Source organism: Vibrio sp. NFR, from assembly GCF_027587095.1.
Taxonomy (GTDB): domain Bacteria; phylum Pseudomonadota; class Gammaproteobacteria; order Enterobacterales; family Vibrionaceae; genus Vibrio; species Vibrio harveyi.
The window spans coordinates 166,600-193,405 of the sequence record NZ_JAPPTN010000011.1; the positions used below are offsets into that span (position 1 = coordinate 166,600).

At 46.3% G+C, this 26,806-nt stretch carries 24 protein-coding genes; 9 read left to right on the plus strand and 15 right to left on the minus strand.

The window, feature by feature from the left end; translation table 11 throughout:
- Positions 1–128: 128 nt before the first annotated feature.
- Positions 129–3,218 carry a multidrug efflux RND transporter permease subunit gene (locus OH463_RS19775; protein ID WP_009697411.1) on the minus strand — a complete coding sequence of 1,030 codons (3,090 nt, stop codon included), beginning with the start codon at positions 3,216–3,218 and terminating at the stop codon, positions 129–131.
- Between the two features lie 5 nt (positions 3,219–3,223).
- Entirely contained in the window at positions 3,224–4,363 is a 1,140-nt protein-coding gene (locus tag OH463_RS19780) for an efflux RND transporter periplasmic adaptor subunit (RefSeq protein WP_047516949.1), read from the minus strand.
- 224 nt (positions 4,364–4,587) lie between these two features.
- Here OH463_RS19780 and OH463_RS19785 point away from each other — a divergent pair, with 224 nt between their 5' ends.
- A complete protein-coding gene (locus OH463_RS19785) occupies positions 4,588–5,016 on the plus strand; it encodes a hypothetical protein (RefSeq protein ID WP_269992263.1) in 429 nt (142 codons plus the stop codon).
- A gap of 9 nt (positions 5,017–5,025) precedes the next feature.
- Positions 5,026–5,700 (plus strand): Crp/Fnr family transcriptional regulator, encoded by a 675-nt coding sequence (locus tag OH463_RS19790; protein ID WP_038873229.1) that lies wholly within the window; start codon positions 5,026–5,028, stop codon positions 5,698–5,700.
- Between the two features lie 72 nt (positions 5,701–5,772).
- Here OH463_RS19790 and tsgA read toward each other — a convergent pair whose 3' ends face one another.
- The 9 genes from tsgA to OH463_RS19835 form a co-directional block, all read right to left on the minus strand.
- The gene (gene tsgA / locus OH463_RS19795) at positions 5,773–6,939 is read right to left on the minus strand and encodes an MFS transporter TsgA (RefSeq protein WP_269992268.1); all 1,167 of its coding nucleotides are present in this window, start codon (positions 6,937–6,939) and stop codon (positions 5,773–5,775) included.
- An 86-nt stretch (positions 6,940–7,025) separates the two neighbouring features.
- Entirely contained in the window at positions 7,026–7,736 is a 711-nt protein-coding gene (gene deoD / locus OH463_RS19800; protein WP_370445480.1) for a purine-nucleoside phosphorylase, read from the minus strand.
- Positions 7,737–7,957: 221 nt separating this feature from the next.
- Positions 7,958–8,806: an ABC transporter permease gene (locus OH463_RS19805; protein WP_269992270.1), complete on the minus strand. Its 849-nt coding sequence runs from the start codon at positions 8,804–8,806 to the stop codon at positions 7,958–7,960.
- A 2-nt stretch (positions 8,807–8,808) separates the two neighbouring features.
- Positions 8,809–10,089, minus strand: a complete 1,281-nt coding sequence (locus OH463_RS19810) for an ABC transporter permease (protein WP_269992271.1) — start codon at positions 10,087–10,089, stop codon at positions 8,809–8,811.
- Complete coding sequence (locus OH463_RS19815) at positions 10,086–11,225, minus strand: ABC transporter ATP-binding protein (protein ID WP_269992274.1); 1,140 nt, start codon at positions 11,223–11,225, stop codon at positions 10,086–10,088. The genes OH463_RS19810 and OH463_RS19815 overlap by 4 nt, the downstream gene beginning before the upstream one ends.
- A gap of 74 nt (positions 11,226–11,299) precedes the next feature.
- The gene (locus OH463_RS19820; protein WP_009705942.1) at positions 11,300–12,214 is read right to left on the minus strand and encodes a dihydrodipicolinate synthase family protein; all 915 of its coding nucleotides are present in this window, start codon (positions 12,212–12,214) and stop codon (positions 11,300–11,302) included.
- Positions 12,215–12,270: 56 nt separating this feature from the next.
- On the minus strand, positions 12,271–13,242 hold the full coding sequence (locus tag OH463_RS19825) for an ornithine cyclodeaminase family protein (protein WP_269992276.1): 972 nt from the start codon (positions 13,240–13,242) through the stop codon (positions 12,271–12,273).
- Between the two features lie 105 nt (positions 13,243–13,347).
- Positions 13,348–14,421 (minus strand): polyamine ABC transporter substrate-binding protein, encoded by a 1,074-nt coding sequence (locus tag OH463_RS19830; RefSeq protein ID WP_038897579.1) that lies wholly within the window; start codon positions 14,419–14,421, stop codon positions 13,348–13,350.
- Between the two features lie 121 nt (positions 14,422–14,542).
- Positions 14,543–15,799 (minus strand): NAD(P)/FAD-dependent oxidoreductase, encoded by a 1,257-nt coding sequence (locus OH463_RS19835; RefSeq protein ID WP_269992279.1) that lies wholly within the window; start codon positions 15,797–15,799, stop codon positions 14,543–14,545.
- A gap of 110 nt (positions 15,800–15,909) precedes the next feature.
- Between OH463_RS19835 and OH463_RS19840 the strand changes: the two genes are divergently transcribed.
- The 4 genes from OH463_RS19840 to OH463_RS19855 all read left to right on the plus strand — a co-directional run bounded on the left by OH463_RS19840 (position 15,910) and on the right by OH463_RS19855 (position 20,072).
- Positions 15,910–16,911, plus strand: a complete 1,002-nt coding sequence (locus OH463_RS19840) for a 4-hydroxyproline epimerase (RefSeq protein WP_047516976.1) — start codon at positions 15,910–15,912, stop codon at positions 16,909–16,911.
- A gap of 18 nt (positions 16,912–16,929) precedes the next feature.
- Positions 16,930–18,462 carry an aldehyde dehydrogenase (NADP(+)) gene (locus OH463_RS19845; protein WP_269992282.1) on the plus strand — a complete coding sequence of 511 codons (1,533 nt, stop codon included), beginning with the start codon at positions 16,930–16,932 and terminating at the stop codon, positions 18,460–18,462.
- 140 nt (positions 18,463–18,602) lie between these two features.
- Entirely contained in the window at positions 18,603–19,277 is a 675-nt protein-coding gene (locus tag OH463_RS19850; protein WP_199479789.1) for a GntR family transcriptional regulator, read from the plus strand.
- A 27-nt stretch (positions 19,278–19,304) separates the two neighbouring features.
- A complete protein-coding gene (locus OH463_RS19855) occupies positions 19,305–20,072 on the plus strand; it encodes a hypothetical protein (protein ID WP_009697395.1) in 768 nt (255 codons plus the stop codon).
- 111 nt (positions 20,073–20,183) lie between these two features.
- Here the strand turns inward: OH463_RS19855 and OH463_RS19860 are convergent, their stop codons facing one another.
- The 4 genes from OH463_RS19860 to OH463_RS19875 form a co-directional block, all read right to left on the minus strand.
- A complete protein-coding gene (locus OH463_RS19860; protein WP_269992285.1) occupies positions 20,184–21,305 on the minus strand; it encodes a GGDEF domain-containing protein in 1,122 nt (373 codons plus the stop codon).
- 195 nt (positions 21,306–21,500) lie between these two features.
- Positions 21,501–22,676, minus strand: coding sequence for a 23S rRNA (adenine(1618)-N(6))-methyltransferase RlmF (gene rlmF / locus OH463_RS19865; RefSeq protein WP_269992287.1), 1,176 nt, complete (start codon positions 22,674–22,676; stop codon positions 21,501–21,503).
- Positions 22,663–23,178, minus strand: coding sequence for a M48 metallopeptidase family protein (locus tag OH463_RS19870; RefSeq protein WP_005528224.1), 516 nt, complete (start codon positions 23,176–23,178; stop codon positions 22,663–22,665). The genes rlmF and OH463_RS19870 overlap by 14 nt, the downstream gene beginning before the upstream one ends.
- A 196-nt stretch (positions 23,179–23,374) precedes the next feature.
- Positions 23,375–23,845: a type II secretion system protein gene (locus tag OH463_RS19875; protein ID WP_005445513.1), complete on the minus strand. Its 471-nt coding sequence runs from the start codon at positions 23,843–23,845 to the stop codon at positions 23,375–23,377.
- Between the two features lie 271 nt (positions 23,846–24,116).
- Here OH463_RS19875 and OH463_RS19880 point away from each other — a divergent pair, with 271 nt between their 5' ends.
- The 3 genes from OH463_RS19880 (at position 24,117) to OH463_RS19890 (ending at position 26,727) form a co-directional block, all read left to right on the plus strand.
- Entirely contained in the window at positions 24,117–24,344 is a 228-nt protein-coding gene (locus tag OH463_RS19880; RefSeq protein WP_005439862.1) for a glutaredoxin family protein, read from the plus strand.
- Between the two features lie 285 nt (positions 24,345–24,629).
- A complete protein-coding gene (locus OH463_RS19885; protein ID WP_256893509.1) occupies positions 24,630–25,736 on the plus strand; it encodes an HlyD family secretion protein in 1,107 nt (368 codons plus the stop codon).
- Positions 25,726–26,727 (plus strand): DUF2955 domain-containing protein, encoded by a 1,002-nt coding sequence (locus tag OH463_RS19890; RefSeq protein WP_269992290.1) that lies wholly within the window; start codon positions 25,726–25,728, stop codon positions 26,725–26,727. The genes OH463_RS19885 and OH463_RS19890 overlap by 11 nt, the downstream gene beginning before the upstream one ends.
- The last annotated feature ends 79 nt before the right edge of the window (positions 26,728–26,806 follow it).

Genomic DNA, 26,806 nt, shown 5'->3' on the forward strand with positions numbered 1-26,806 from the left:
CCTAACTGAACGCAAAAAGGGGCGAATTCGCTCGCCCCTATTATTTTTGAATCGCCTAGCGTAGTAATGCCTTGTTAGACAAGAGCTTACTGTGGCATCGCTCCTACTTGGCTAACCATTGACGCAACTTAACGCTTAGTTTTGGTTAGCTTGTTCACAAACACAAAGAAGGTCGGCACAAACAACAAGGCTAATAACGTCCCTGATACCATGCCACCAAATACGCCTGTACCAAGTGAGTTCTGTATCTCTGAGCTTGCCCCACTTGCGAACATCAGTGGCACAATACCAAAGGTAAATGCCAGAGAGGTCATCAAGATTGGTCGTAATCTCAATTTCGCCGCTTGAATTGCCGCTTCAGCAACCGACAATCCCAACTTGCGTTGTTGGTTGGCAAACTCAACAATCAAAATCGCGTTTTTAGCCGATAAACCGATCAGGGCAATTAAGCCCACTTTAAAGAACATATCGTTTTGCAGCCCACTTAATGATACCGCCCACGCAGAACCCAATAGCCCAAGCGGTGCGACCAAGACAACTGCAATTGGTATGGTCCAGCTCTCATATAACGCAGCAAGCACTAAAAACACCACCAGCAAAGAGAACAGCAACAAGATCTCCACTTCAGATTCTGCCTGGCGTTCTTGTTTAGACAAGTTGGTCCATTCAATACTCACGCTGTCATCGACTTGGCTAGCGACTTCTAACACTGCGTTCATTACCTGTCCGGAGCTGTAGCCCTGAGCCGCCATCGCAGAAGTGTCCGCCGCTTGCATACCATTATATCGCGTCAACTGTTGTGGCATGGACTGCCAATCGGCTTTGATCAGCTCGGATAAGTAGACCAATTTTCCACTGCTGTTTTTCACCGCAATGCCCAACACATCTTCGATGTTCATGCGGTATTTCTGGTCCGCCTGCACAATCACCTTCTGCATCCGCCCATGGTTTGGAAAATCATTGACGTAGTTTGACCCCATAGCGGTGCTCAGAGTTTCGCTAATGTCAGAGAACGAAACACCCAACGTCATTGCCTTTTCACGGTCAATATCTAACGCCAGCCCTACCGTATAAGGAGTTGCGTTATAAAACAGCCCTGTCACTTCTGGTCGAGCCGTCAATGCTTGGTTGAACTTCTGTTTCAGTTGTTCAAAATCGGCTGCACTTCTATTTGCTCGGTCTTGCAGTTGAAAGCTAACACCATTAGTTGCGCCCAACCCTTGGATTGCAGGAGGTAAAGCCGCAAACACCGCACCATCATTAGAGTGCTCACTCATGTACGCGTTAAATGCATTGGCAATGTCAGCACTCGAACGCTCACGCTTATCCCACTCAACTAGGTCTGTAATCATGAGTGCAGAGCCGGAGCCAGAGCCCGCAAAACTAAAGCCCAAGACTACGTTGGAAGCGCGCACCTCTGGCTGAGCTAATAGGAACTTTTCAGCAATCGAAACCACTTCTAAGGTTCTTTCTCGGCTCGCATCGGCTGGCAGTTGGATCGACGAAAAGAAGTAACCTTGATCTTCTTCTGGGAAGAAAGTGCTGTTGAGTTGCTGGAACATGTACACCGCACCCACCGATAACACGAGGTAAATCCCCATCATGCGCATCGTTTTATTGGTTGTCTTCGCCACCAACGAGCCATAACGCTGGGTGGAGGATTCAATCGCGCGGTTAAACCAACCCAATAAACCCGTACGCTTATGCGCATCTTCCTTAATGGGTTTTAACATGGTCGCACACAGCGCTGGCGTCAGGGTTAGCGCCAAAAATGCAGAGAACAAAATCGCAACAGCGATCGACAGCGCAAACTGCTGATAGATTTGCCCAGATGTCCCCGAAGCGAAAGAGATTGGCACAAACACCGCCACCATGACCGCCGTTACCCCAATTACGGCACCGGAGATTTCTTTCATCGCTTTTTTAGTCGCTTCTAAAGGCGATAGTCCTTCTTTTGCCATCAAGCGTTCGACGTTTTCCACCACAATGATCGCATCATCCACAATGATACCGATCGATAGAACAATCCCGAACATAGTGAAAACATTAATCGAAAAGCCCATCAACTTCATGATCACGAACGCACCGCACAAGGCTATCGGCGCAACAATGGCGGGGATAAAGGTGTAAGTAAATCGCTGCAAAAATAGGTACATCACGATAAACACCAAGATCATCGCTTCAACCAACGTCTTAACCACTTTCTGAATGGAGATTTTTGCAAATGGTGCTGCGTCACCCGACGCCATGTAGTCGATATCTTCAGGAAAGGTTTTCTTGAGCTCCTTCATCCGCGCATGAATGCGGTTCGACGTCGCCACCGCATTCGCGCCTGACATCATCTTAATCCCGATACTTGCCGACGATTTGCTATTGATGCGACTGCCAAAGTTATAGCTTTCTTGCCCCAATTCAACGCGCGCCACATCTTTAAGTCGCAGTTGTTTACCATCGGTCGAAGAGCGCAAAATGATGTTCTCAAACTCTTTGACGTTTTTGAGCTGTCCCGACGCGGTCAACGGCGTTACGGTTTTCTGCCCTACTTTTGCAGGCTCTTGCCCTACTTGCCCCGAAGCGATTTGTACGTTTTGCGCGCTGATGGCGCCCGTCACGTCAGACATGGTAAGGTCATAAGAAACTAGCTTTTGTGGATCGACCCATATACGCATCGCGTGCTCGGCGGAGTAAACCGTCACTTTACCAACCCCAGGTATACGCTTGATTTCATCGGTCACATTACGCGCTAAAAAGTCACTCAATGCCCCTTCTGTCATCTTGCCTGATTTGGAGTACACGCTTAAATACATCAGATCGGAGCTTGAACTCGACTCAACATTCAAACCACTTTGTCTTACGTCTTGAGGTAAACGAGGCTCAACGGTTTTTATTTTGTTCTGCACCGCAATTTGCGCCAGTTCAGGGTCAGTCCCGTAGGCAAACTTCACGCTGATCTGCCCATTACCAGTCGAATCTGAGCTGGATGTAAACGACTCAATGCCATCAGTACCAAACAACTCACGTTCGATGATCGAAATAACGGTGTCATTGATGGTTTCCGGCGAGGCTCCTTGGTAGCTAAAAAAGACGTCAACCTGCGGCTGACTCACCGACGGAAATCGCTCCACTGCGAGCTGCGTAATCGACACTAAACCCAAAAGCGTAATAAGGATGCCGATCACCCACGCAAAGATGGGGCGGCGAATAAAAAAGTGCGACATAATGATTACCCATTCAACTGCTTAGTATTGTCGTGCCATTCCATTGTTTCGATACTGGTACCGGGAAAAGCGTTCTCACCACCAACGACCACCACTTGCTCTCCTTCATTGACACCACTGGTCACTAAGGTCATGCCGCCAGTATTACCATCGGTCGTTACAAGCCGTTCTTCCAATTGCCCATTTTTCACCACCAACAAGTAAGCCTCGCCCGTCGATTTGTGTTTCACGGCTAAATTGGGAATAGCAAAAGCCTCAACTTCGCCAACGGGGATCTGTGCTCGTACAAATTGCCCAACCAATAATCCGCGTGATGTGTTATCTACGACGGCACGTAATGTCACGTTGCTGGTTTCTTCATCCACATACACAGCGGAATAGACCACCTTACCGGAGAGGATCTGACCGCTGGGCGATATCACTTTTAAGCTGCGATCGGATTGATGGATGTCATCGGTTAAGCGAGAAGCCATAGACGCCGGCACTTGCACGTCGAGATACACTTGATCAACCTTACGAATCACCGCTAGCGGCGACGAGTCACTCGGCTTGACCAACGCACCTTCAGTGATCAGCTCTTCACCTATCACACCGTCAATTGGAGCGGTTACGACGGTACGCTCTAAATCGAGTTTGGCTTTATTAAGCTGCGCTTTGCGGCTCATCCATTGCCCTTTCGCTGTACCAACACTAAAACGCGCATCATCTAAGTTCTGCTGACTGGCAAAATCGGTCTCACTGAGCTTTTTCAATCGCTCATATTGCGCCTGTGCTTTTTTATAAGCGTTTTCAGCTTCAACCACGTTAGCACGCTGGGTTTCGACTTCAATTTGGTAGGAGTCAGCATCGATTTGATATAAGGGTGTGCCTTTCTTCACAAAGTCCCCTTGGGTGAATAACCTTGCTTCGATGATCCCCTCGACTTGAGGGCGTATTTGCGCAATTTTGATGGGATTTACGCGCCCTTGCACTTGCTCATACAACGCCGTAGTCGTGGATTTGGCAACAACAGTAGAGAGTTTTACAACCTGAGCAAATGCTGCCGGACCTTCTTGACTGGCTTCTTCAGAAGCGGAAGATGGATTGCACCCTGTAGTTATAAGAGCGGCGGCAATCATCACCGCAACCAAAGACTTTCTGTACATGTTTCTTTCTCACAATCAGATGACACGTTTTCGTCACTTAACTTGAATTCGCTCCCAAGGATGGAGCAGTGTGAGAACGGAAACTAGCAGCGGCTTGGTTAAGACAGGGTTAAGAGACCAAGCAATATCAGGCAATAACGTAAAGAGGGCGACATGCGTGTGACTTTTCGAATACCTTAAACGCAGTTACACTACGCCCTCTTTTCCTTTTCTGACGCATTCCCATGACTGACGCTGATATCGAGCTGCAACACCTTTGGTTAGAAGTCCAAGCTGAGCGCTGGCAGAACCTGTCACGCTTTTTGTTTAGCTATTACTGCTACAAACACAACCTCGTGAGTAAAACCAATAAAGTATGTTGGGAAACTGCCCGTGCTTCACTACCTTGTTCTAAGACAATTACCGAGCGTAAACATGCGGTTATCGAACCATTGATACCAGAAGATACGGTCGTTGGACTATTAAAAACCATCAGTAAAGATGGCGATATGAGCTTTGAAATAATGGCGAGCACACTCGACACATTTTTGCGCTATGTTGTGATCAGCAAACAAGAAAAATCCCAGCTAAAACCCAACATGCCGGCAAGCTGGTATCAGCTAGAGAACAAGCCATTAATGGCACGTTTTGAGCTCGCGGGTATTGTCATTTAAGGTACGTCGATGCAATTACAAACCCTAGGTAAAGGACGCTTCGAGGCGCAATGGAGTGAAGACAAGCATCTCATCGAAAAAACGATCCGAGATTGCATCTGTACGCGCCGAATTTTTGATGAAAACGAAAAGCTGCTCACCCAAGGTGAGCATGTCGAAAACTTATATCTGGTCGACTCTGGTCGTATTTCTATGGGCGTTACAGCAAGAAACGGCAAAACCTTTCTGCTTGGTACACTTGAGTGCGAACAACAAGTCTTTGGTGAGATGGAATTCTTTACTGGCTACCGCTGCCAAATGGATATCGTTCCGGTAGAACCGGTTGAAGTTGCGATTATTGACGCGCAAAAGCTGCAAAAATGCCTGTTAGAACAACCTCGACTGTCGCTTTACTTTGCCAGCGCCATCGCGATTGATTACCAAGATACGGTGGAGATTCTTTCTCGTCGATTACTTTACCCAATCACCTATAACGTGGCATACGACATCTATCATCAGTATTTAAATGACCTGCCAGTGGATGGTTTCCAAAAGAACTATTTGGAAGCGGAGCGATTTGCCACCTCAGACCGTGTTTATCGCCGCGCAGTGAAAGAGCTTGAAAGCAAGGGCTTTATCGCTAAAGAAAAGAAAGGATTACGTATTCTCGACTTGGACGGACTGCGTAATTTTGTCGAAGAATAGCTGAGTTCTTCAATCGTAAATGAGAAAAGGTCTGCGCAGTGCAGACCTTTTTGTTCTCTTACTTAATTTCATTTAAGCAGTTTGCGTTTGCTCTACTGTCTTAAACTTCATTGAAACCAGCAGCATTGCGACGACTACCGCGTAGATAACTGGGATGGCGTACATCACGGTTTGCAGACCAACCACGCTTTCCATTACTGAACTGATAGCTGGGCTGAACATCGCACCTGCACTGCCGCTGATTAAGATGTAAGACACGTTCTTGCTGGTTGCATTGCGCACAAACGAAACACCGTAAGCGATGAAAGCATTGTAAAGCGCTGCACAAGCAAAGCCGTAACCGTAAGTCAGGTATGACAGCCATTCTAGTTTATCCGTGGTGACGATAACGCTAGTGATCACCATAGCAACAGAGATGATAGTCAGTAGGAATGTCTGAATCTTCATGCGCGAAACAATCACGGTAGAAACCAATGCACCAACCAGAGCGGCAGACCAGTATTGAGTGATGATATTGCCTGCTTGTTCAAATGGGATATCAAACTTCTCTTTCACGAACATTGGTGCCCAAGTTAGGAAGGTGTACAACGCAAGCATACCTAGGAACAAACCTACGCCACCGCTGATGATGCCAAAGTTCCATTCAGATTTTGCTTCTTGCTCAGCGCCGCTTTCACCACCGCATTGGTTAAAGTTGGTCAGCAGAGCAACAAACATAGTTGCCAACGCCACTACACCTACGCTCAGGTAACTGATGCTCCAGTTCATTGCGTTCGTCAGTGCATAAGTGGTGATCAATGGGAAGACGACGCCTGCAATGTTAAAGGTCGCGTCTTGAACCACCAGCATGGTGCTTTGAATTTTGTCTTTCCATACCGATACCACGATAGTACCCGCGATACAAAGACCGACACCGCCGCAGAAACCAATTACGGTCATGCCGAGCATCACGATAAACAGAGAAGGCGCAACGTATAGGCTCAGTGCCGCAGCGGCAATCGCACCGTAACACAGCACGGTCATGCGTTTGATGCCGACTTTTTCAATCAAAAAGAAAGCCGCGATAGTGCCGGCAAGTGCGCCGCCGTTTAACAGCGAGAAAATCGATGCGACTTCGTTAACGTTCGCATCAAAGGTATTGGCAAGCGGTTCAACCAACATACCAAATTGGGTCGCAAAACCCGCCATGATGAAGTTGGCGAGAAAGCTAATTGCGGTGAGTGTTATTTTATTTTTCATAATTCACTCCAAGGGCTCATAGATAGATGTTCTTAGTATTAGAGAGAGCCGACTAACCAGCTCTCAAAGAAAACTTAATTGTAGGGTTAAGCTTTAATCGCAGTTTCTAGCGCAATTTCAATCATGTTGTTGAAAGAAAGCTGACGCTCTTCTGCTGTGGTTTCTTCGCCAGTAATGCAGTGATCAGACACGGTCAAAATCGCCAGCGATTCAATGCCGAATTGGTGTGCCAAGCCGTACAAGCCCGCCACTTCCATATCAACACCAAGCACGCCAAAGCGCTCTAGGGCTGGGATCATATCTTCATCCGGATCGTAGTAAAGATCGCCTGTGAAGATGTTACCCACTTTGACATCTATGCCCTTCTCTTTCGCAGACATGTAAGCGTTGTGCAGCAGTTCAAACGTTGCAGACGTTGCCATATGGTAGCCACTGCTGCGCTTCGCATTCGTCGGTGAATCTGTGCCTGCCGCTTGGGCTAGGATAACATCACGCATGTGAACGTCTTTTTGCGTCGCGCCGATGCTGCCGATTCGGATGATGCGTTTCACACCAAAGTCATTAATCAGCTCGTGACCGTAAAGCACCATTGATGGAATGCCCATGCCGTGCCCCATCACTGAAATGCGCTGACCTTTGTAGTAGCCGGTGTAACCCAGCATGTTACGAATGTCCGTAACCAGTTTGGCGTCATCTAGGTAGGTTTCAGCGATGTATTTCGCGCGTAGCGGATCGCCCGGCATGATAACAGTTGAAGCAAAATCTTCTGCAGAACCTGCGATATGAGCAGTCATAATGTTTTCCTCGTTCGTTCTGATGGCGCAATCATAATGAGGAAGCAGGACAAAATTTCAGGACAAAAGTCCGGTTTGAAAGTACGAGCTCTCATAACTGAGCAAAGCGTCAGTATTCAACGAAAAAAGCGCCCACAAGGAGGCGCATTCGGTCAAAAAAGTGAGTAATTCTTTGCAGAGAAAGCTCAGGGTAACCGCAAAATGGCTTGTTGCTTTAACCAGATTTATTCTTGAATGCCGCGGATACGCACGTTTCGTCTGCGTAGTATTTCTAGCGTGATGAGTAGACACACCGACATAAAAATCAACAGTGTCGCGACGGCAAGTATGGTCGGACTGATTTGCTCGCGAATGCCAGACCACATTTGTCTTGGTACGGTTTTTTGCTCCGCCCCCGTTAAGAACAACGCGACCACCACTTCATCAAACGAAGTGCCGAAAGCAAACAAGCCACCGGAGATCATACCCGGACGTATCAGAGGGAAAGTCACATGCTTAAAGGTATATAGCGGATTAGCTCCAAGGCTAGCAGCGGCTTTAACTAAGCTGTGGTCAAAACCACTAAGTGTTGCCGTTACCGTGATCACCACAAACGGTGTACCAAGTGCAGCGTGAGCCAAAATGATGCCGATGTAAGTCTGGGATAGTCCTAAGCGCGTATAAAAGAAATACATAGCTGCCGCCGAGATGATCACCGGAACAATCATTGGCGAGATCAGTAGCGCCATAATGGCATTGCGAAACGGCAAATTACTGCTGGCTAATCCTAGTGCCGCTAATGTGCCAAGCGCTGTAGCAATCAAAGTCGCCATCAAAGCGATGAAGGTGCTGTTCTTGAGTGCTAACAACCACTGCTCGTTGGTGAACATCTCTTGATACCATCGCACTGAATACGCCTCAGGATCAAGATTCAGCATGCCCTCAGTAAAGGTAAAATAAGGTGTGGCATTAAACGACAGAGGAATGATGGTTAAAATCGGTGCGATAAGGAAAAACAGCACCAAACCACAAAAAACCAAATACCCAGCGTAGGCAACTCTCTCACCTTTGGATGCATAATTCGGCAAACCCATGATTACCCTCCTACCTTGATATTATTAATGCCCACGACGCGGTTGAACACATAAAACAGCACTAACACCACAAACAACAACAGACCGCCTAAAGCCCCCGCCATGCCCCAGTTCAACGATGTTTGCATGTGATAAGCAATCATGTTGGAAATCATCTGTCCGCTTCGTCCGCCAACCAATGCCGGTGTGATGTAAAAACCGATGGAAAGGATGAAGGTCAGCAACGCGCCAGCACCAATACCGGGTAATGTCAACGGCATATAAACTTTGGTAAACGCCACCAAAGGCGTGGCACCGAGTGAACGAGCAGCGCGGAAGTAAGTCGGACTAATGCCCTTCATCACGCTGTAGAGCGGTAAAATCATAAACGGCAAAAGGATGTGAACCATCGATACCACGGTGCCAAACGTATTGTGGATCATTTGAATCCGTTCCGACGTCAAGCCAGACCAAATCAGTAAGTCGTTAATCACTCCTTGGTTTTGCAACAACACAATCCAAGACGTAGTCCGAACAAGTAGCGAAGTCCAAAATGGCAAAAGAACAACGATCAACAATAGGTTTGCGCGCTTGTCTGGTAAGTTTGCTAGCAAGTACGCTACGGGGTATGCCATTACCAAGCAAATGAGCGTGATTAAGACCGACATCCAAAAGGTTTTAAAGAAAAGGTCGACGTAGATCTGGCGTTTTTCTGGTTGCGCTTCAATTTCACCAAACTCATTCACTTGCATGTCTAATGCCGCTAAATAGTGGCTCAATGTTATGGCACCACTGAGGTTCTTAAACGCCGCCCAATACTTGGTTTCTGCCCAGCGTTTATCGAGCTTAGATAACTCTGTCATCGATGCTGGCAATGACTCAAGGCGAGATAACTTTCTCCCGGTTTTCATCATTAAGCTGCGCATTCCGGAAACTTCAATATTCATGCGATTGGCGATTTTTGGCAGCGTTTTGCTTCGATACAAACCCAATAGCTCATGAGAAAACGCTGTGATCACTTCTGGGTGCGGCTGACCTCGATAGTCCCAGCTTTCCAGCGCTTGAATTGTTTCTGGCAATGCTTGAGGTATGGCTCGATTGTCGACACTGCGATACAGCATTTCTAAGATGGGAAAAGCAAAGGTGAGTAAAATGAAACACACCAAGGGCACTGTAAGCATGATCGAACGAATGGTTTTTCTCCGTTCTGCTTTTTGCAGCTGAGCTTTGAGATCGTGTTCTTGTTCATGAACTTGGCGCTCGATTTCCAATACCGAGTCCAACGAGGTTAGCTCTCGACTCATGCTGCCTCCTCATTGCATTCCGTTTGCGGTTGAGATAGAGGCTGTAAGCAATCAAGGGCGTGACAATCTTCACTTTGCCAGCCGATGCGGCATTGTGCGCCGGGAGTAAGTGAGAGATGGGTGCGATTGTCATTTGGCACTTTGACGACGAGTTTACCCACCGTCTCAACGTCAACCACTAAGCGATAATGGTCACCATGGTAAATCAGCTCACGCAAGATACCGGAAACTTGGTTATCACACTGCTCATCATCAGACTGAAGGATGATTTTTTCCGGTCGAATCGAAAGCGTGGTGCGCTGCCCTCGCTCTGTGACTCTTACCGGTTTCGCATTGAATGCCGCTTTCCCGACCTGCACTTGGCAGCGAGCATCATCTAACGTGTTTACAATACCGGTAAGTTGGTTGTTCTCACCAATAAACTGCGCCACAAACGCATTGCTTGGCGATTCGTACAACTCAGTTGGCGGTGCTAATTGCTGCACTTCGCCATGGTTAAATACCGCAATGCGATCAGACATCGTCAGCGCTTCATCTTGATCGTGCGTCACGTACAAAATGGTGATGCCGAGCTTTTCGTGAAGATGCTTTATTTCCATCTGCATTTGCTCGCGAAGCTGCTTATCCAACGCACCCAACGGCTCATCCATCAACACAAGTTTTGGCTCGAACACCAAGGCTCTGGCGAGGGCGACGCGCTGTTGCTGACCGCCAGATAACTGCTTGGGATAACGACTGGCAACGTGCCCTAGCTCCACCATGTCTAATGCACTTTGCACTTTACTCTCAATGGTTTCACTGTCGAGCTTGCGAACCTTCAGCGGGAAGGCAAGGTTTTCAGCAATGGTCATATGGGGAAAGAGCGCATAGTTTTGAAATACCATGCCGATGTCTCGCTTATGCGGAGCAAGGTTGTTCACCGGCACGCCATCAATATAAATTTCGCCGCCAGTGGCAGTTTCAAACCCTGCCAGCATCATTAAGCACGTGGTTTTGCCAGAGCCGGAAGGTCCAAGCATGGTGACAAACTCACCAGGGGCAATATCTAAGTTAAAATCTTTTACAACCAAGTTGGTGCCATCGTAGGTTTTCTTAACGTGTTGAAAGCTGACATAGTCCTTGTTCGCCGAATTCATGGCTTCCCTCCTCTCACTTTTTTGAACATCAAGAATAAGCAGAGCGTCAGTTAACGCCCTGCTAAGCAGCTTGGTTATAAATTGTATTTAGTTAGGTCTAAACGAGTAGCAAGCGCATGCTCGACCAATTGAATCACCTGCTCACGCTCTGCGCCTTGCAAGATTTGACGAGGGGCACGAACTTGTTCAGAGCCGCGTCCACACACTTGCTCTGCTAGCTTGATGCACTGAACCAAAGTTGGGATGGTGTCTAAACGCAGCAATGGTAGGAACCAGCGGTAAATCTCTAACGCTTCTGCGTAACGACCTTGACTTGCCAACTTGTAAATCGCTACTGACTCTTCAGGGAATGCGTTGGTTAAGCCGGAGATCCAGCCTGTAGCACCAAGCATTAATGATTCAAGCGCAATGTCATCAACGCCGCTGAACACGGTAAAGCGGTCGTCAAATTGATTGTAGAGTTCTGTAATGCGGCGCGTATCCGTGGTGGATTCTTTCACCGCCACAATGCTTTCAAATTCAGCCAACTTCGCCATGATGTCGAGATTGACATCCACCCCGTAAGAAACTGGGTTGTTGTAAATCATAATTGGCATTTCTGGCGTCGCTTGCGCCAAAGTGCGGTAGTAATCAAAAGTCTCGCTTTCTGACGTGCGGTACACCATTGCTGGCATCACCATACAGCCATCAATACCGATTTTTTGAGCGTCTTGCATATAGTCAATCGCTGCAGTGGTGATGGACTCTGCCGTACCTGCTATCAAAGGTACACGACCATTGACCACTTCTTGTGCTGCCTGCAATACCTGACGTTTTTCTTCTGGATACAAGGCGCAGTTTTCTCCTACCGTACCCAAACAGATAATGCCGTTGACGCCATCTTTAATTTGGTTATCGATAACGGTTTGCGTTGCATCTAAATCAATTGACTGATCGTGACGAAACTGAGTACTGACCGCTGGATAGACACCTTTCCATTCTACTTTCATGAACTTCCTTCCCTATATGTATATTGTATGCAATTTAAAAAGGCGAGCAAAAATGCTCAAACTAGGCTGATGCCGCTTTCTTTCAATACCGCTTTTACGGCGGCTAAATCGGCTAAGGCACTGCCCACCGATTTGTATAAGGTGATCGCCTCATCACTCTGACGCGCTCTCACTTCTTTGGCGCAAAGCTGTGGCAACTCTCCTTTAATCTGCTCGGCGTTAAACACGCCCTCTTGGATTGGGATCAGTAAATCCCCTGCTTCCGCTAACACATTGATACGGCTATCGACATACACCAGTGCGCGCTGCACAACTGTCGAGTCACACTCTCGTTTATCCGAATCATGATTACCCACTAAGTCGATATGTGTGCCGGGTAGAACCTTTGCACCATCAAACAGTGGTGTAGCGGAAGCGGTTACACAACTAATGATATCAACGTGTTCAAGAGTCTCATCGACGCTCTCAACCACCGACACCGCAAACTGACGTTCGATTGGCAAGGATTGATACTCTGGCGAAGAGACAATGCGATCAACGGTAGCCATTGCTTTGTCCAAGCTTCGTCCCCAAACATAAACCTGTTTAAGCGGGCGAACTGCGGCATACGCCCACGCAAAATATGGTGCCAAATTACCAGTTCCGCATATCAGCAACCGAGAAGCGTTTTCACGCGCTAGGTAATCCGCAGCTAACGCAGACGCCGCTGCTGTACGCCAGAAGGTCAGCACTTTTCCATCGACCAATGCGACAGGTTGACCGTCTTCTCTTTTAAACACCAAGATTTTGGAAGCCAGCGTATCTTTGCCATGTGCTGGGTTCTGTGGGAAATAGGTAAAAGCTTTAACCGCGATTAAGTCTTGGTTCCATGCGGGCAGCAAAGCGAATGCCTCATACTTACCTTCTTCCAAAGGCATCACTCTTCGTTGGGGAATAGCGGCAGGCTGGGCATAAGTTTCTCGCATGGTTTCAATCAACGACTTCATGCTCAAACACTTGGCAACTTGCTGCGCATCGATAACGTTCATGGTTTCTCCAAAGCAAATAAGGGGGAACATCAGAGGCGGAACTTTTGGTTATCAAGCCCGCCTCTTCAGTGGTAACACTCAACTGAGCTAGCGCTTGGTTAATGCCTAATTAAGCAGCCAAGTGTTAAACTCTTCATTGAGCTCATCGGCATAATCCGACCACCACTCGTCATTAATCAAAAAGGCTGTTTTAAAGTTCTGCGGTGCGGTAGGCAGGTTTGCCAAAATCTCAGGACTCACCTGTGCTGATGACGACTTACGGGTTGGACCATAGGCAACGTATTTTGCTTGGTCAGCTAAAGGCTTGGTACCCGACGAAAAGGCGATGAAATCGAGCGCTAACTTGGTGTGCGCACTGCCTTTTGGAATCGCCCAGCCGTTCATATATCCCATTTGGTGGTCCCAAATAATGCGAAATGGCTGACCTTCATCTTGTCTGGCATTATGGATACGACCATTAAATGCCGAGGCTATTACCACTTCTTTGTCTGCGAGCATTTGTGGTGGCTGAGCACCTGTGGTCCACCACAACACTTGTGATTTGATGGTATCGAGCTTGGCAAATGCTCGCTCGCGCCCTTGTTCGGTCTCTAGCAAGGCATAAACCTCTTCAGGCTTCACGCCATCCGCCAACAGCGCCCACTCTAAGTTACCTTGAGGCTGCTTTTGCAGCGCACGTCGACCAGGAAAGTTCTGCAAATCAAAAAGGTCGGTCAACTTGCTTGGTGCGGCTTTGCCTTTAAATGCCTCTTCATTGACGGCAAGTACGGTCGAAACCACAATCGAATTGATAGCGCATTCGTGAATCGCCCCTTCAATGAAATCTTGTTCTGCTGGCGTGCCATCCGCACCCGGCGGCAAAATACTTGGATTAACAGGCTCCAACAGCCCTTCTGCACAGCCGCGTACAATGTCTGGCTTGTCTAGTGATACCAGATCCCAGCGCACATTATTGGCTTCTACTTGCGCTTTGATTTCGGCTAAACCACCACTGAAGTCTTCTGAGACAATCTCAACGCCCGTCTTTTTGATAAAAGGTTTGTGGTACGCCTCAACTTGGCTCTTGGTAAACGCACCGCCCCAAGACACAATCGTTAATTTCTCTTCTGCGTATGCAGAGGTCCCCAACAGCATTCCTGAAATCAACATCGCCAGTGGTGCTTTCGTCATTCGTGACATGTTTTACTCCTTTGGTCGTTTTCTGGAGGTATCCGGATACGGCTGCTGGACACCTTGTTGTTAAATTTTCGTTAACATTAGCATTAAATATATTTTATACAATATTTAATCTTAAAATTTTTTAAGCGAATCGCTTGAGCGTAAATGGTGAAAGATCAACCGATGGGCTTTTACCTTCAACAAGCTCCAAAATGAGATCGGCGGTGATTGCAGCTTGGGTTAATCCAAGGTGCTGATGCCCAAATGCCAGCAGCACTTTTCCTTCGCAAATCTGGTCAATCACAGGTAACGAATCCACTGTTGATGGTCTATTTCCCATCCACTTTTCTTGTTGCTTTAGTGGATTTAATCCACCTTCGAACATCGCATCGCCTTGCTGATACAGCATCTCTGCACGCTTCATATTCGGGGGAGATTCTACATGCGCATACTCCACTGTCCCCGCTAAACGCAGCCCACTCGCCATCGGCGTCATGATGAATTTTCGGTCGGCAGAGCTGATCGGAAACGGCAACGCTTGCCGTTTGTCATCCATCATCAAGTGATACCCTCGCTCAGCTTGAATAGGCACAGAAATACCAGTTAATTGCTTTACTAATGGCTTGGAATGAACCCCGGCAGCAACAATAATACTGTCGAATGAATATTGACTTGATTCCACCGACACTTGTCCAGACTGACTTAGGGAATCAATCGTTTTATTAACAATGGTTCCACCCTGCTTCTCAAATGCATCATAGAGCTCAATGCAGATGGAATAAGGGTCTAACGTATGTCCCGTCTCAGGAAAAAACACACCATGACGAACCTGGCGACTAAGCTCGGGAAGCTGTTCACGGATGGTTTTCTGCGTCCAAACTTGATACTTCACGCCGTGTTTATTTAGCTCTTCTAGCGTACTTTGATAACGTGCGAACAGCCGCTCGCTTTCAAAGGTCAATAACGAGCCATTCATTTTGATCAGGTCTGTTTTCTCGATGGAATCGAGCAGCTGTTGCCAGCTTTTCACTGCTCTTGAATTGAGACTCTTGATGGCGTTGGTCGAAGGTTCTGTCGACGATGGTTTGGCTTTTGATAAGAATCGGAGCATCCAACCCATAGTGGAAGGGAGATCTTGCCAACGGATAGAGACCGGACTTTTTGGGTTCAATAGCATCTTAGGTAACTGAGGAATAAGACCCGGTGTTGCGAGTGGAAAAACTTGCTCAGTGGCAATGTGCCCAGCGTTCCCTTTCGAGCAACCATTTCCCACGCCATTCGGGTCGAATAGCGTCACCTGGTGCCCTTGTTGCTGCAATTTTAAGCCAATTGCCAAGCCGATGATCCCCGCACCTACTATCGCTATATTTTGATTTCCAGTTTCTTCCTTGACCAACATGAATATGCTCCAAGTCACATTTGAAAAAGCAGATTGTATACAATATATTTTACATCACGATAACATTAAGCCCATTCGATTCAACCCATTTTTTCAGCAAGGAGCGAAAAATGAGACAAGGAACCTTTTTCTGTATCGATGCCCACACCTGTGGCAATCCAGTCCGTTTAGTGGCTGGCGGTGTTCCTCCGCTTAAGGGCAATACAATGAGTGAGAAGCGCCAATATTTCTTGGAACACTATGATTGGATTCGTCAGGCATTGATGTTTGAACCTCGTGGTCACTCCATGATGTCAGGTTCCGTTGTTTTACCGCCTTGTAGTGACAATGCTGATGCCTCGATTTTGTTTATCGAAACCAGCGGCTGCTTACCTATGTGTGGGCACGGCACGATAGGTACCGTCACCACAGCAATTGAGAATCGGCTGATCACACCAAAGGAAGAAGGTCGTTTGATCCTTGACGTCCCTGCTGGACAAATCGAAGTGCATTACCAAACAAAAGGTGACAAGGTCACGTCGGTTAAGATCTTTAACGTTCCTGCTTACCTTGCTCACCAAGATGTCACCGTTGAAGTAGAAGGACTGGGAGAAATCACTGTCGATGTTTCTTATGGAGGCAACTACTACGTGATTGTCGACCCACAAACCAACTATGCCGGTCTTGAGCACTACTCACCTGATGAGATTTTGATGCTCTCCCCCCGAGTACGTGAAGCGGTTTCAAAAGCGGTGGAATGTGTGCACCCAGACGACCCAACCGTGTGTGGTGTTTCTCACGTGCTTTGGACAGGTAGCCCTACTCATGAAAACGCAACCGCTCGCAACGCGGTGTTTTATGGCGACAAAGCCCTTGACCGCTCCCCTTGCGGCACAGGCACCAGTGCCCGTATGGCGCAGTGGCATGCCAAAGGCAAACTCAAGCAAGGTGAGGACTTTGTCCACGAAAGTATCATCGGCAGCCTGTTTAACGGACGTATTGAAGGCGTCACTGAAGTGAACGGACGAGCAGCTATTTTGCCTAGCATCGAAGGTTGGGCGCAAGTGTATGGACACAACACCATTTGGGTGGATGACGAAGACCCATACGCGTATGGATTTGAAGTGAAATAAGGACAGTAAGGAATCACAATGAACCCGCAAACCGACAACGTTTTTTACGCTACCAACGCCTTTACCGGTGAAACGCTTTCCCCTGCATTTCCTGTTCATACGGAAGTTGAGGTCAATCAAGCCGCTACTGCAGCGGCAAAAGTCGCACGCGATTTTCGCCGCTTAAGTAACAGTAAGCGTGCTAGCCTGCTTCGCACGATTGCCAGTGAATTAGGGGCAAGAAGTGATGACATTATCGCCCGAGCACATTTAGAAACGGCGCTTCCAGAAGCACGTCTGACAGGAGAAATCGCTCGCACAGCGAATCAACTTCGCTTATTCGCTGACGTAGTCAATTCTGGCAGTTACCACCAAGTCATTCTTGATACGCCGGAACCCGCTCGTACCCCACTACCTAAGCCTGATATTCGTCGCCAACAAATTGCACTTGGTCCTGTCGCGGTATTTGGTGCATCCAACTTTCCGTTGGCTTTCTCTGCTGCTGGTGGAGATACTGCTTCTGCCCTAGCGGCAGGTTGCCCGGTGATTGTAAAAGGTCATACGGCGCACCCAGGTACAAGCCAAATCGTTGCAGAGTGTATCGAGCAAGCGCTGAAACAAGAGCAGCTACCCCAAGCAATTTTCACCTTGCTGCAAGGAAATCAGCGTGCTTTAGGACAAGCTCTAGTCAGCCATCCTGAAATTAAAGCGGTGGGCTTTACTGGATCGGTTGGTGGTGGACGCGCCCTGTTCAACCTAGCGCAGCAGCGACCTGAGCCAATCCCGTTCTATGGTGAACTTGGTGCGATTAACCCGACGTTTATTTTCCCTTCTGCAATGAGAGCCAAAGCAGATTTAGCGGATCAATTTGTTGCTTCAATGACCATGGGATGTGGACAATTTTGCACGAAACCTGGCGTAGTGTTTGCGCTGAACACACCGGAAACACAAGCGTTTATTGAAACCGCGCAAGCCCTTATTCGACAGCAATCTCCTTCTACTCTACTTACTCCCGGAATCCGTGATAGTTACCAATCACAAGTCGTCAGCCGAGGTTCTGACGACGGAATTGACGTCACTTTTTCTCAAGCGGAGTCCCCTTGTGTTGCCTCGGCTCTCTTTGTTACAAGCAGTAAAAACTGGCGCAAACATCCTGCGTGGGAAGAAGAGATTTTTGGTCCACAATCGTTGATCGTCGTTTGTGAAGATGTGGCAGATATGCTTTCGCTCAGTGAAACTCTGGCAGGCTCGCTAACCGCGACAATTCATGCAACAGAAGAAGATTACCCACAAGTATCGCAGCTCATCCCTTGTTTGGAAGAGATTGCCGGACGACTGGTATTTAATGGCTGGTCGACAGGCGTAGAAGTCGGTTATGCCATGGTGCATGGCGGCCCTTATCCCGCATCGACCCATTCGGCTTCGACTTCTGTTGGTGCAGAAGCCATTCACCGCTGGCTACGTCCGGTGGCTTATCAAGCGTTACCAGAAAGCTTACTGCCCGATTCGTTAAAAGCAGAAAATCCATTGGAGATCGCGCGCGCAGCAGATGGCAAAGCAGCTCACAGTTAAGTCATTGGCTCAAAAAGGCACCAGTTGGTGCCTTTTATTTCACGCCACATCTCAAAACCTTCGCTTGCAGTTGGCTTAATCCAGAAAAACAATAAACTAAAGAAATTGGATACAATATTTATTTTTGACGGGAGACTTCAATGTCACAAAAACCTGTTTTTAAGACCCGCACTCAACTGGTTGAGGAAGCGATTCGAACTCAGATCCTTAAGGGCGAGTTAAAAACTGGTCAACCTTTACGTCAGGACGCGTTGGCAAAAGAGTTTAATGTTAGCCGCATTCCCGTTCGTGAAGCGTTAGTGCAATTGGAAGCACAAGGATTAGTGAGTTTTGAGCCTCATAAAGGGGCAACAGTAACCGAGCTCTCTCCAGATAAAATCGACGAGTTGTTCGAACTGCGCGCCGTAGTGGAATGCCACATTTTAGAGCGTGCGATTCAGAACATGACTGACGAAGATCTCGAACGCGCACGTAAAGTCCGTGAACGTTTTGAAGCGGTAGTCAACAGCGGCGATGAAGTAGAAGAATGGAGCAACTACAACTACGAATTCCATAAAGCGCTGTATGCCCCAGCAAACATGCCAGAAACCATGGATGTGATTTACAGCCTCAACACTAAGTGCGACCGCTACATTCGCATGCAACTGCTGTTCACGACGGGCATTCAAAAGGCAGAGCAAGAGCATTTGACCTTGTTCGAAATGTGTCAAAACCGCGATGTGGACGGCGCTAAGTATCTGCTGAAAAAACACATTTTGGAAGCTGGTACCGCCATTCGTAACTTGTTGTTGGAACAACAGAACACATCAAAATAAGCCCAGCAGTTAAGGTGGTGTTAAGAAATGAATGTCGGACCTAAATTTCTATTAGCGGCGCTGCGACAAAAGATCAAAGATGAAGGGCTGTGCTACAGCTCTTTGTCGGAGAAAAGCGGTATTCCCTTGTCGAGCATCAAACGCCACCTGCATAATCCTTCTTTGGGCTTGGATAAAATCCTTGTCTATCTCAACTATTTAAACACCGATCTTATTGAACTAGCCAACCTCGCCAATCAGCTTCAGCATGAGAACGAACAAATGCTGACTGAAGAGCAAAGCGCGTTATTTCTTGAACACCCCTACCTTCTCGACTTTATCTATATGGTGACGTCTCGTAACCTTGCTCCGAAGGATATTGCAAAAACCTATCAGCTATCAGAAACCAGTCTGCGCTTTTATCTGCGCATAGCGGAAATGCTAGGTTATGTTGAAGATTTTGGTGATGGGTTGTTCTACCGTTCTGGGCGACGCTTTTTGATGGAAGAAGGCTCTGAACTCGACTCATTATTTCGTGAACGCTTCCAAAAAGAATCCTTATCTCACGAGGTAAATCCGGGGATTTGTGTCGGTCGTATTCGTCTGACCAACGCACAGCGCCAACAACTAGAAGAAGAAGTTTACAACAAGCTGGTTAAGCTCAATGCGATCAATACTTCTAATGATGATGGTGAACTCACCAACGTATTAATGCGTTGTACTCCAGGAGCACAAATTTTCTTCTCTGACGGACTGCCTGACATTGACGGTGACCTATTAAAATATGTCGCACAACTCACCAATAAAAAAAATTAATATGATTATTATTGAACTTCAATCGATTTTATATTTATTTTCAATTTAATATTAATTATCGAATTTAAAATCGACAACTAGCTACTTTTAATTCACCGCAGCTAATATCGTTTATATCTCGTCTGCGATGACAATATTTCGACCATTGAGTTTTGCTTTATATAAGCACTGGTCTGCTTTGTCTAAGTAATAACGAATATCCAAATTCGGTTCTGGACACTGAGTGAACACACCGATTGAACTGGTTAATATGTGACTTTGAGCACTGGTTTCACAAATAATAGAAAGCTCGGCTGTAGCTTTTCTAAACGCCTCTGCGCGGTTGATTGAGGTTTTATGTTCAGACCCTACAATCACAACTAGAAACTCTTCCCCACCAATTCTAAACACGATGTCATCGAGGTCATTAAAGTGAGCAGACAACAATGCGCCTACTTTGGTGATCGCTTCATCCCCTTTTAGATGACCAAACTGATCATTTAGTTGTTTAAAGTAATCTAAATCAATGGATACAAAGCTGACGAGTTGGTTAGTGTCTTGTGCTTTATTAAGAATATCTGGCGTCATGATATTGAAGTATCGGCGATTGTACAGACCCGATAATTCATCAGTAATAGCGAGTTCTTGCAGCTTTTTATTGAGACATCTCAATTCTTTCTCAGCAACAAAGCGACGATGCTTTTCTCTCACTAATTCAATAGATTGACTTGATACCTCAAAATACATTTTAAGTACAGTATCGGCGACCAAGCCATTGATACCTTGCAAAGTGTCGACAGCATTCACTTTCGCCGTCTCTAAAGAGTCACTCGACTCTAACTCTCTTACTGCCACGCTCATTTTTTTATCGTCGCCAATAATATGGAACACGAGCCAACGCACTAAGAACTGTAGGATGTGCTCAATAGATTCTTGCCAGTTGAGATCTTTCGACTCCGCTTGGATTTTTATGACTTCATCAACAAAAGAGGCATGGCTCTTCTTATGCTCATCATTCCAAATATCATCAGAAAAGTATTCACTCCATACACTTTCTTCATATGAAAAGTGATATTGAGCATAGTCTTTTAACTCACTAAATACGCCATCTACTTCAATCTGGTCATCATAAATCAACGTATTAGCTAATTTATTCACCAATAAAAATAGATGGTAATGTTGTTCATCAATCTTTTTCATCCCTGTCTCAAAATTGTGATTCCAAGGGAAGATGATCAGTTCGTTATCGGACATCGCTGGGCATATATAAATATTATTTCTTTACTGGATAGTACCCCATGTTATTTTAACTTGATAGCCCTACCATATAATTTGACATAAAGAGAAAATAAACTTGTTATAATTATTAAATTAATGAATTTCTTGTTAAAAAATAGCACCAACAAAGTGGTGCTATTTTTTAATTATTTGAACAGCTTTGCTGGATAACTACTTTAATTCAATCCACGCTTTACGCTGCGATTTGTCCATGTAGGACCAAGCGATAAAACGGCTGACTTTTTGTCCTTGGCTCATTTCCACGATTCGGATCGCTTTTACACCCAACTTTTCAAGTTGTTTGCGCATCGGACGAACATTGTCTTTCTTTGAGATTAACGTGGTAAACCAGAGCACTTGTGCACTGAATGCTTGGCTTTCGTTCGCCATCTTACGGATGAAAGCAGCTTCACCACCTTCACACCATAGCTCAGCATTTTGCCCACCAAAGTTAAGCGCGGGTTTATTGGCTTTTACTTGAGGCGTTTTCGCTTGATTAGCTTGAACCTTCCCCCCCTTCTTACGCTGATTCGCTTTTAAATTATCTAGCTTACGCTGACTGCCCATCGCGGCTTCTTCAGCTGAACGGTGGAATGGTGGGTTACAAGTCGTAATATCGTAGCGATCGTTTGGTTGGATAATACCACGGTAAATATTGGACTCACTGGTTTGTTGTACCAATTCGATCTTACCGTTTAACAAGGCATTACGCTCTGTGATTGCTCGTGCTGATTCAATCGATGTTGCGTCAACATCGCTACCAGTGTAATGCCATCCATATTGAGTCACACCTACGATTGGGTAAATACAGTTTGCCCCTACACCCACATCAAGTGCTCGCACCTTATGGTGTGCATATTTGCCTTTTACTTCACTATCAAGCAACTCTGCTACGCGATGAACGTAATCCGCACGCCCAGGAATGGGCGGACATAAGTAAGTATCAGGAATATCCCAGTATTCAATATCATAATGCGCCGCCAGCAATGCTTTATTGAGCATCTTGACGGCTTTTGGATCAGAGAAGTTGATTGAGTCTTCCCCTTTCGGATTCTTTATCACAAATGATTTGAGCTGAGGCTCTGCTGTGATTAGCTTTTTGAAATCGTAGCGACCTCGATGTGCATTACGTTCATGCAATCCACTTTTGGCAGTTTTGATCATTTCCACATCGCTGCTTTTGTTCGCGGCGTTAGTTTTCAGACCAGTGCTTTTTGCCGCACTCGCAGCTTTTGCTGTTGGTTTATTTTTCACACGCTTTGGTTTGATCTTGGTGACTTCTCTGCTCGGCTTAGACTTCGCCGTTTTTGGCTGAGCTTGTTTCGCGTTGTGATTATTGGTCTTCATTCGAATTCGCTTTTAAATCGAGGTAAATCATAAACAGACGAGCATCAAATTCGAGTTGGTGATACTCAGGCTCCATATAACAGCACAGTTGGTAAAAGGCTTTGTCGTGGTTTTTCTCACGCGTGTGTGCCAGCTCATGTACCACCAGCATGCGTAATAACGCTTCAGGTGCATCTTTAAACACGTTCGCAATGCGAATCTCATTTTTCGATTTCAGCTTGCCACCATGGTTACGACTTATCACGCTATGCAAACCAAGCGCATTGTTTACAGCGTGAATTTTCTTATCGTAGACCACTTTGCTAATTGGCGCGGCTTTCTTCATATAGCGGTTTTTGATCGCTATTGCGTATTCGTAGAGTGCCTTTTCGCTTTTGATTTGGTGTCTATCTGGGTAGCGTTTTTCGAACCAAGGTACCAGTTTACCACTGTCGACGAGTGAACTGACTTGCTCGACAATGTTCTGCGGATAACCTTGAATGTATCGAAGTGACGGATGCATGCGTATTAAGTCTGCTATGACAAAAGAAAGGCGCTAAATATACCTGAGATGAGCAAGAGTTTCATCTTAGGTTATAACCAATCTGATTGTTCACAGTACCTACGCAGCTTTTGCAGTCATATTGAGGAGAGTTTAAAAAGGAGTTACTTGCTGGATAGGAGCATCTCAAGCCCCTACCCAACCTAGAAGGTCGCTATTAGCTATCTACGCGGACATCCCCTGTACCGGATTTATATGTCACAGCGCCGTGTTGTAAATCTGCATAAGAGCAAGTGGCTTCATTACGATCAAAAGTCGTCTTCAATTCACCTTTTTTGGCATCAGCCCCTTTCGCTCTAATGCCATTAACCGCAGTGTTCCAGATATCCATACATTGCTCGACATCTGTCGCTGTTGGGTATTCAAACGACTGAGTGTTGCCATCTTCTGTGGTAAAGAATGATAGTTCTGTACCGTCAACAATCAAGGTATCGGGTTCACCCTCAATTTTATGTTTGCCTGCAATAATCCCAATACTAGCAAGCAACGCACCTGCGTAACCTTCCAGAGTTGCATCTCGCGCATCATCTTGAAGATTTAAAAATCTCGGAGCTGCGGTAACCGCCAAAATACCGAGTAGTACAATAACCACAACCATCTCAATTAAAGTGAAGCCTTTATTTCTCATGTTTTTCTCCGTCGTTATATCGGCTTCCTGCCTGTCTAACTTTCCTTTTTATTGGTTTGCAAATGAATAGCGTTCTGTAATTATTTTAGTGTACTTTATACTATTAAATTATACCAGCGTGCGTACCTTATTTTTAAAATCAATTCGATGTTGTGGCTACTCTTACTTTGATAGATAGCAGGCATTTGTAATGCGGTGTAGTTCCACAAGCTTTCCTTTGTTGCGAAACCTCGCTAAACTTCGCCTCCCGACGATAATGGAGAGAAATTGAATGAAACGTGTCGTTCTTTACGTCAAAGACAAATGCCCGCACTGCAAAGATGCTCAACGTTATCTTGATTCGAAAAATATTAACTACCGCTTGTGCAATGCAAAAATGCAACGCGGACGCAAAGAGCTCGATGCACTGGGGGCTCGTTCTGTACCTGTACTGAAGATTGGCGATCGAGTCATGATTGGCTGGAATCCAAAGAACTTTGAAAAAATGTACAGCAACTAAGTGACATATTAATCAATTTGTTTGATCACTTAGTCACGTTATCTCTACCCTAAAGAGCTTCTCCAAAGAGAGGCTCTTTTTCTATCTGCCCGCCCTATTTCTTTGTCTGTCGCTCTTATTCAAACCACTACTCTGCAAAATTTCCGAATGTCGCATAATGGCAATTTTTACTTCCTTACACATTGTATTTTAACGCTCAAACGAACTGGTCTCAGTTTAATTCGCGCCTAGCTTGCGTCGATGGAGAACTCTGACCATCTTTCTTCATCATTAGTGAGTGTTTATATGTCAGAGACAGCAGCAGAAAACCAAGTAAGCCAGACGCCGAAACCGGTTAATAAGGTCAAGCGCACAACCAATGCATTATTGGCACTCACTATGGTGTCCATTGGTACAGCGATAGTGGCAGATCGCATCATTCCGACAACCGATAATGTCCGTGTGGAAGGCAATGTCGTCTCATTGATCCCACAAGTTTCTGGCCAAGTAGACAGCATCAGCATTAAACCAAATACCGAAGTCAAAAAAGGCGATGTGCTACTGCAAATCAATACCACCGATCACCAGATTGCGGTCAAGCAAGCAGAAGCAAAGCTCAAGATCGCAGGACAGAATGTTGGCTCGCAAATGGCAGGTGTGATGTCAGCACAAGCTCAATTGACCACCGCGCTCGTGGCACAAGAAAATGCTAAACGCCAAGGGCAACGAGTTTTAGCCATGGCAGAAAAAGGCGTGGTTTCAAAATCAGATGCAGATACAACTCGCGCAGCCATTGATAAAGCGAATGCCGATGTCGTTAACGCCAAAGCGAACCTAGAAAAAGCAAAAGCTCAGGTGGGAGCGGCAGGTGAAGAGAACGCTCAGATCCAATCGGCTTTACTAGAACTGCAACAAGCGCAACTGAACTTATCACGCACGACAATGCGAGCACCTTCTGATGGCGCTGTGACCAATTTTAATTTGTCGCAAGGTGCTTATGCCACGGCAGGTTCTCCCTTGATGACGTTTGTTGAAAGCGACGGTTTATGGCTTGAAGCCTTCTTCCGCGAAAACAGCATGGGCAACATTAACGCCGGAGATAAAGTTGAAATTGCACTCGATTATGCTCCCGGACAAACCTTCTCTGGCACAGTATCTTCCGTAGATTTAGGGGTTGCATGGGGCGCGAATAATCAGCCAGGCACCTTAGCCACCGTGAAAAATCAAAATGGTTGGCTGCGCGATACACAACGTATGCCCGTGACCATTAAGCTCGATGATAAACATGCGGCTGACTTCATGCGCATCGGTGGACAAGCAGATGTGGTGATCTACACAGAGAGCAACGCTCTATTTAACTTTCTGGGTAAGGTTTGGATCAATCTAGTGAGCGTGTTCTCTTATGTTAGATAGTCTGACTCAAGCACAAGAACGTCGAATACTGCGCTATGTTGTCACCGTAGGTTTGGCTACTTTTATCGCGTTATGGTTTAACTGGCCTTTGGCATTTTGTACGCCTCTTTTGACGGCAAAATTCATCGTCGATAAACCCCAGTTTCATATCCTGCATGTCAAACAACTTGGCTATGCGTTGATCTCCACCGCGGTCATTGGCTTTTTGGTATCGAGCGGCTTGCCAGAGTACAAAATAGGTTTTCTGGCTGTACTGTCGTTGGGCATGTTGTGGAGCTATTACCTATTTACCGATCCAAAATGGGTAATGTTTGCCACTTTCTTGATGATTGCCCTGATTTTGATTCCATCGGTTACCATTATAGACAAGCAAGCCGCGTTAGACGTGGGCATCGGTTTTGCGTTTTCTGGTATCGTCGCCGTAGCGCTTTACGGGGTGTCGCATGTTTACTTCCCAGAAGAGAATGCGACTGAATTTGCTGGCTTCCCTCCCTCCCCTCTAACTCAAGAAGTTCGTTGGAATGCTGCGATTCGAGCTTGGATGATGTCGTTTCCCTTGGTTTGTTTTTATTTCTATTTCCAACTGTCACAAATATTGCTCACCGTTGCGTTTGTCATGCTGCTTTCTCTGATGGCAACCAGCGACAAAGCGGGCAAAACATCATTGTTTTTTGTTATCAGTAATGTGTTAGGAGGACTACTCGCTTTCGCCGCTTTCGTTACCATTTCTCTGGTGCCAAATATGTACATCTACATGCTAGTGATGTTGGTGGTTATTACGTTACTTGGGACCAAGATTTACACCGAGCCCGCCAAAGCCCCAGTCTACGCCACTGCATTTACGGGCTTTATGGTGTTAATGGGTACCTCCATGAGCAGCGGTGCGCTAGACGATAAGTTTTACGTTCGGATATGGCAGTTAGTGTTGGTCGTTGCCTACATGGTATTTGTGACCTATTTCTTCGAATCTCGCGACAAGAAGACCGCGTAGTCGCATTAAGCTTGGGCACTTTATGCTGCTCAAGCTTTCATCACTATTGTCGTAAACTGGCAATGAATATTTCATTAAA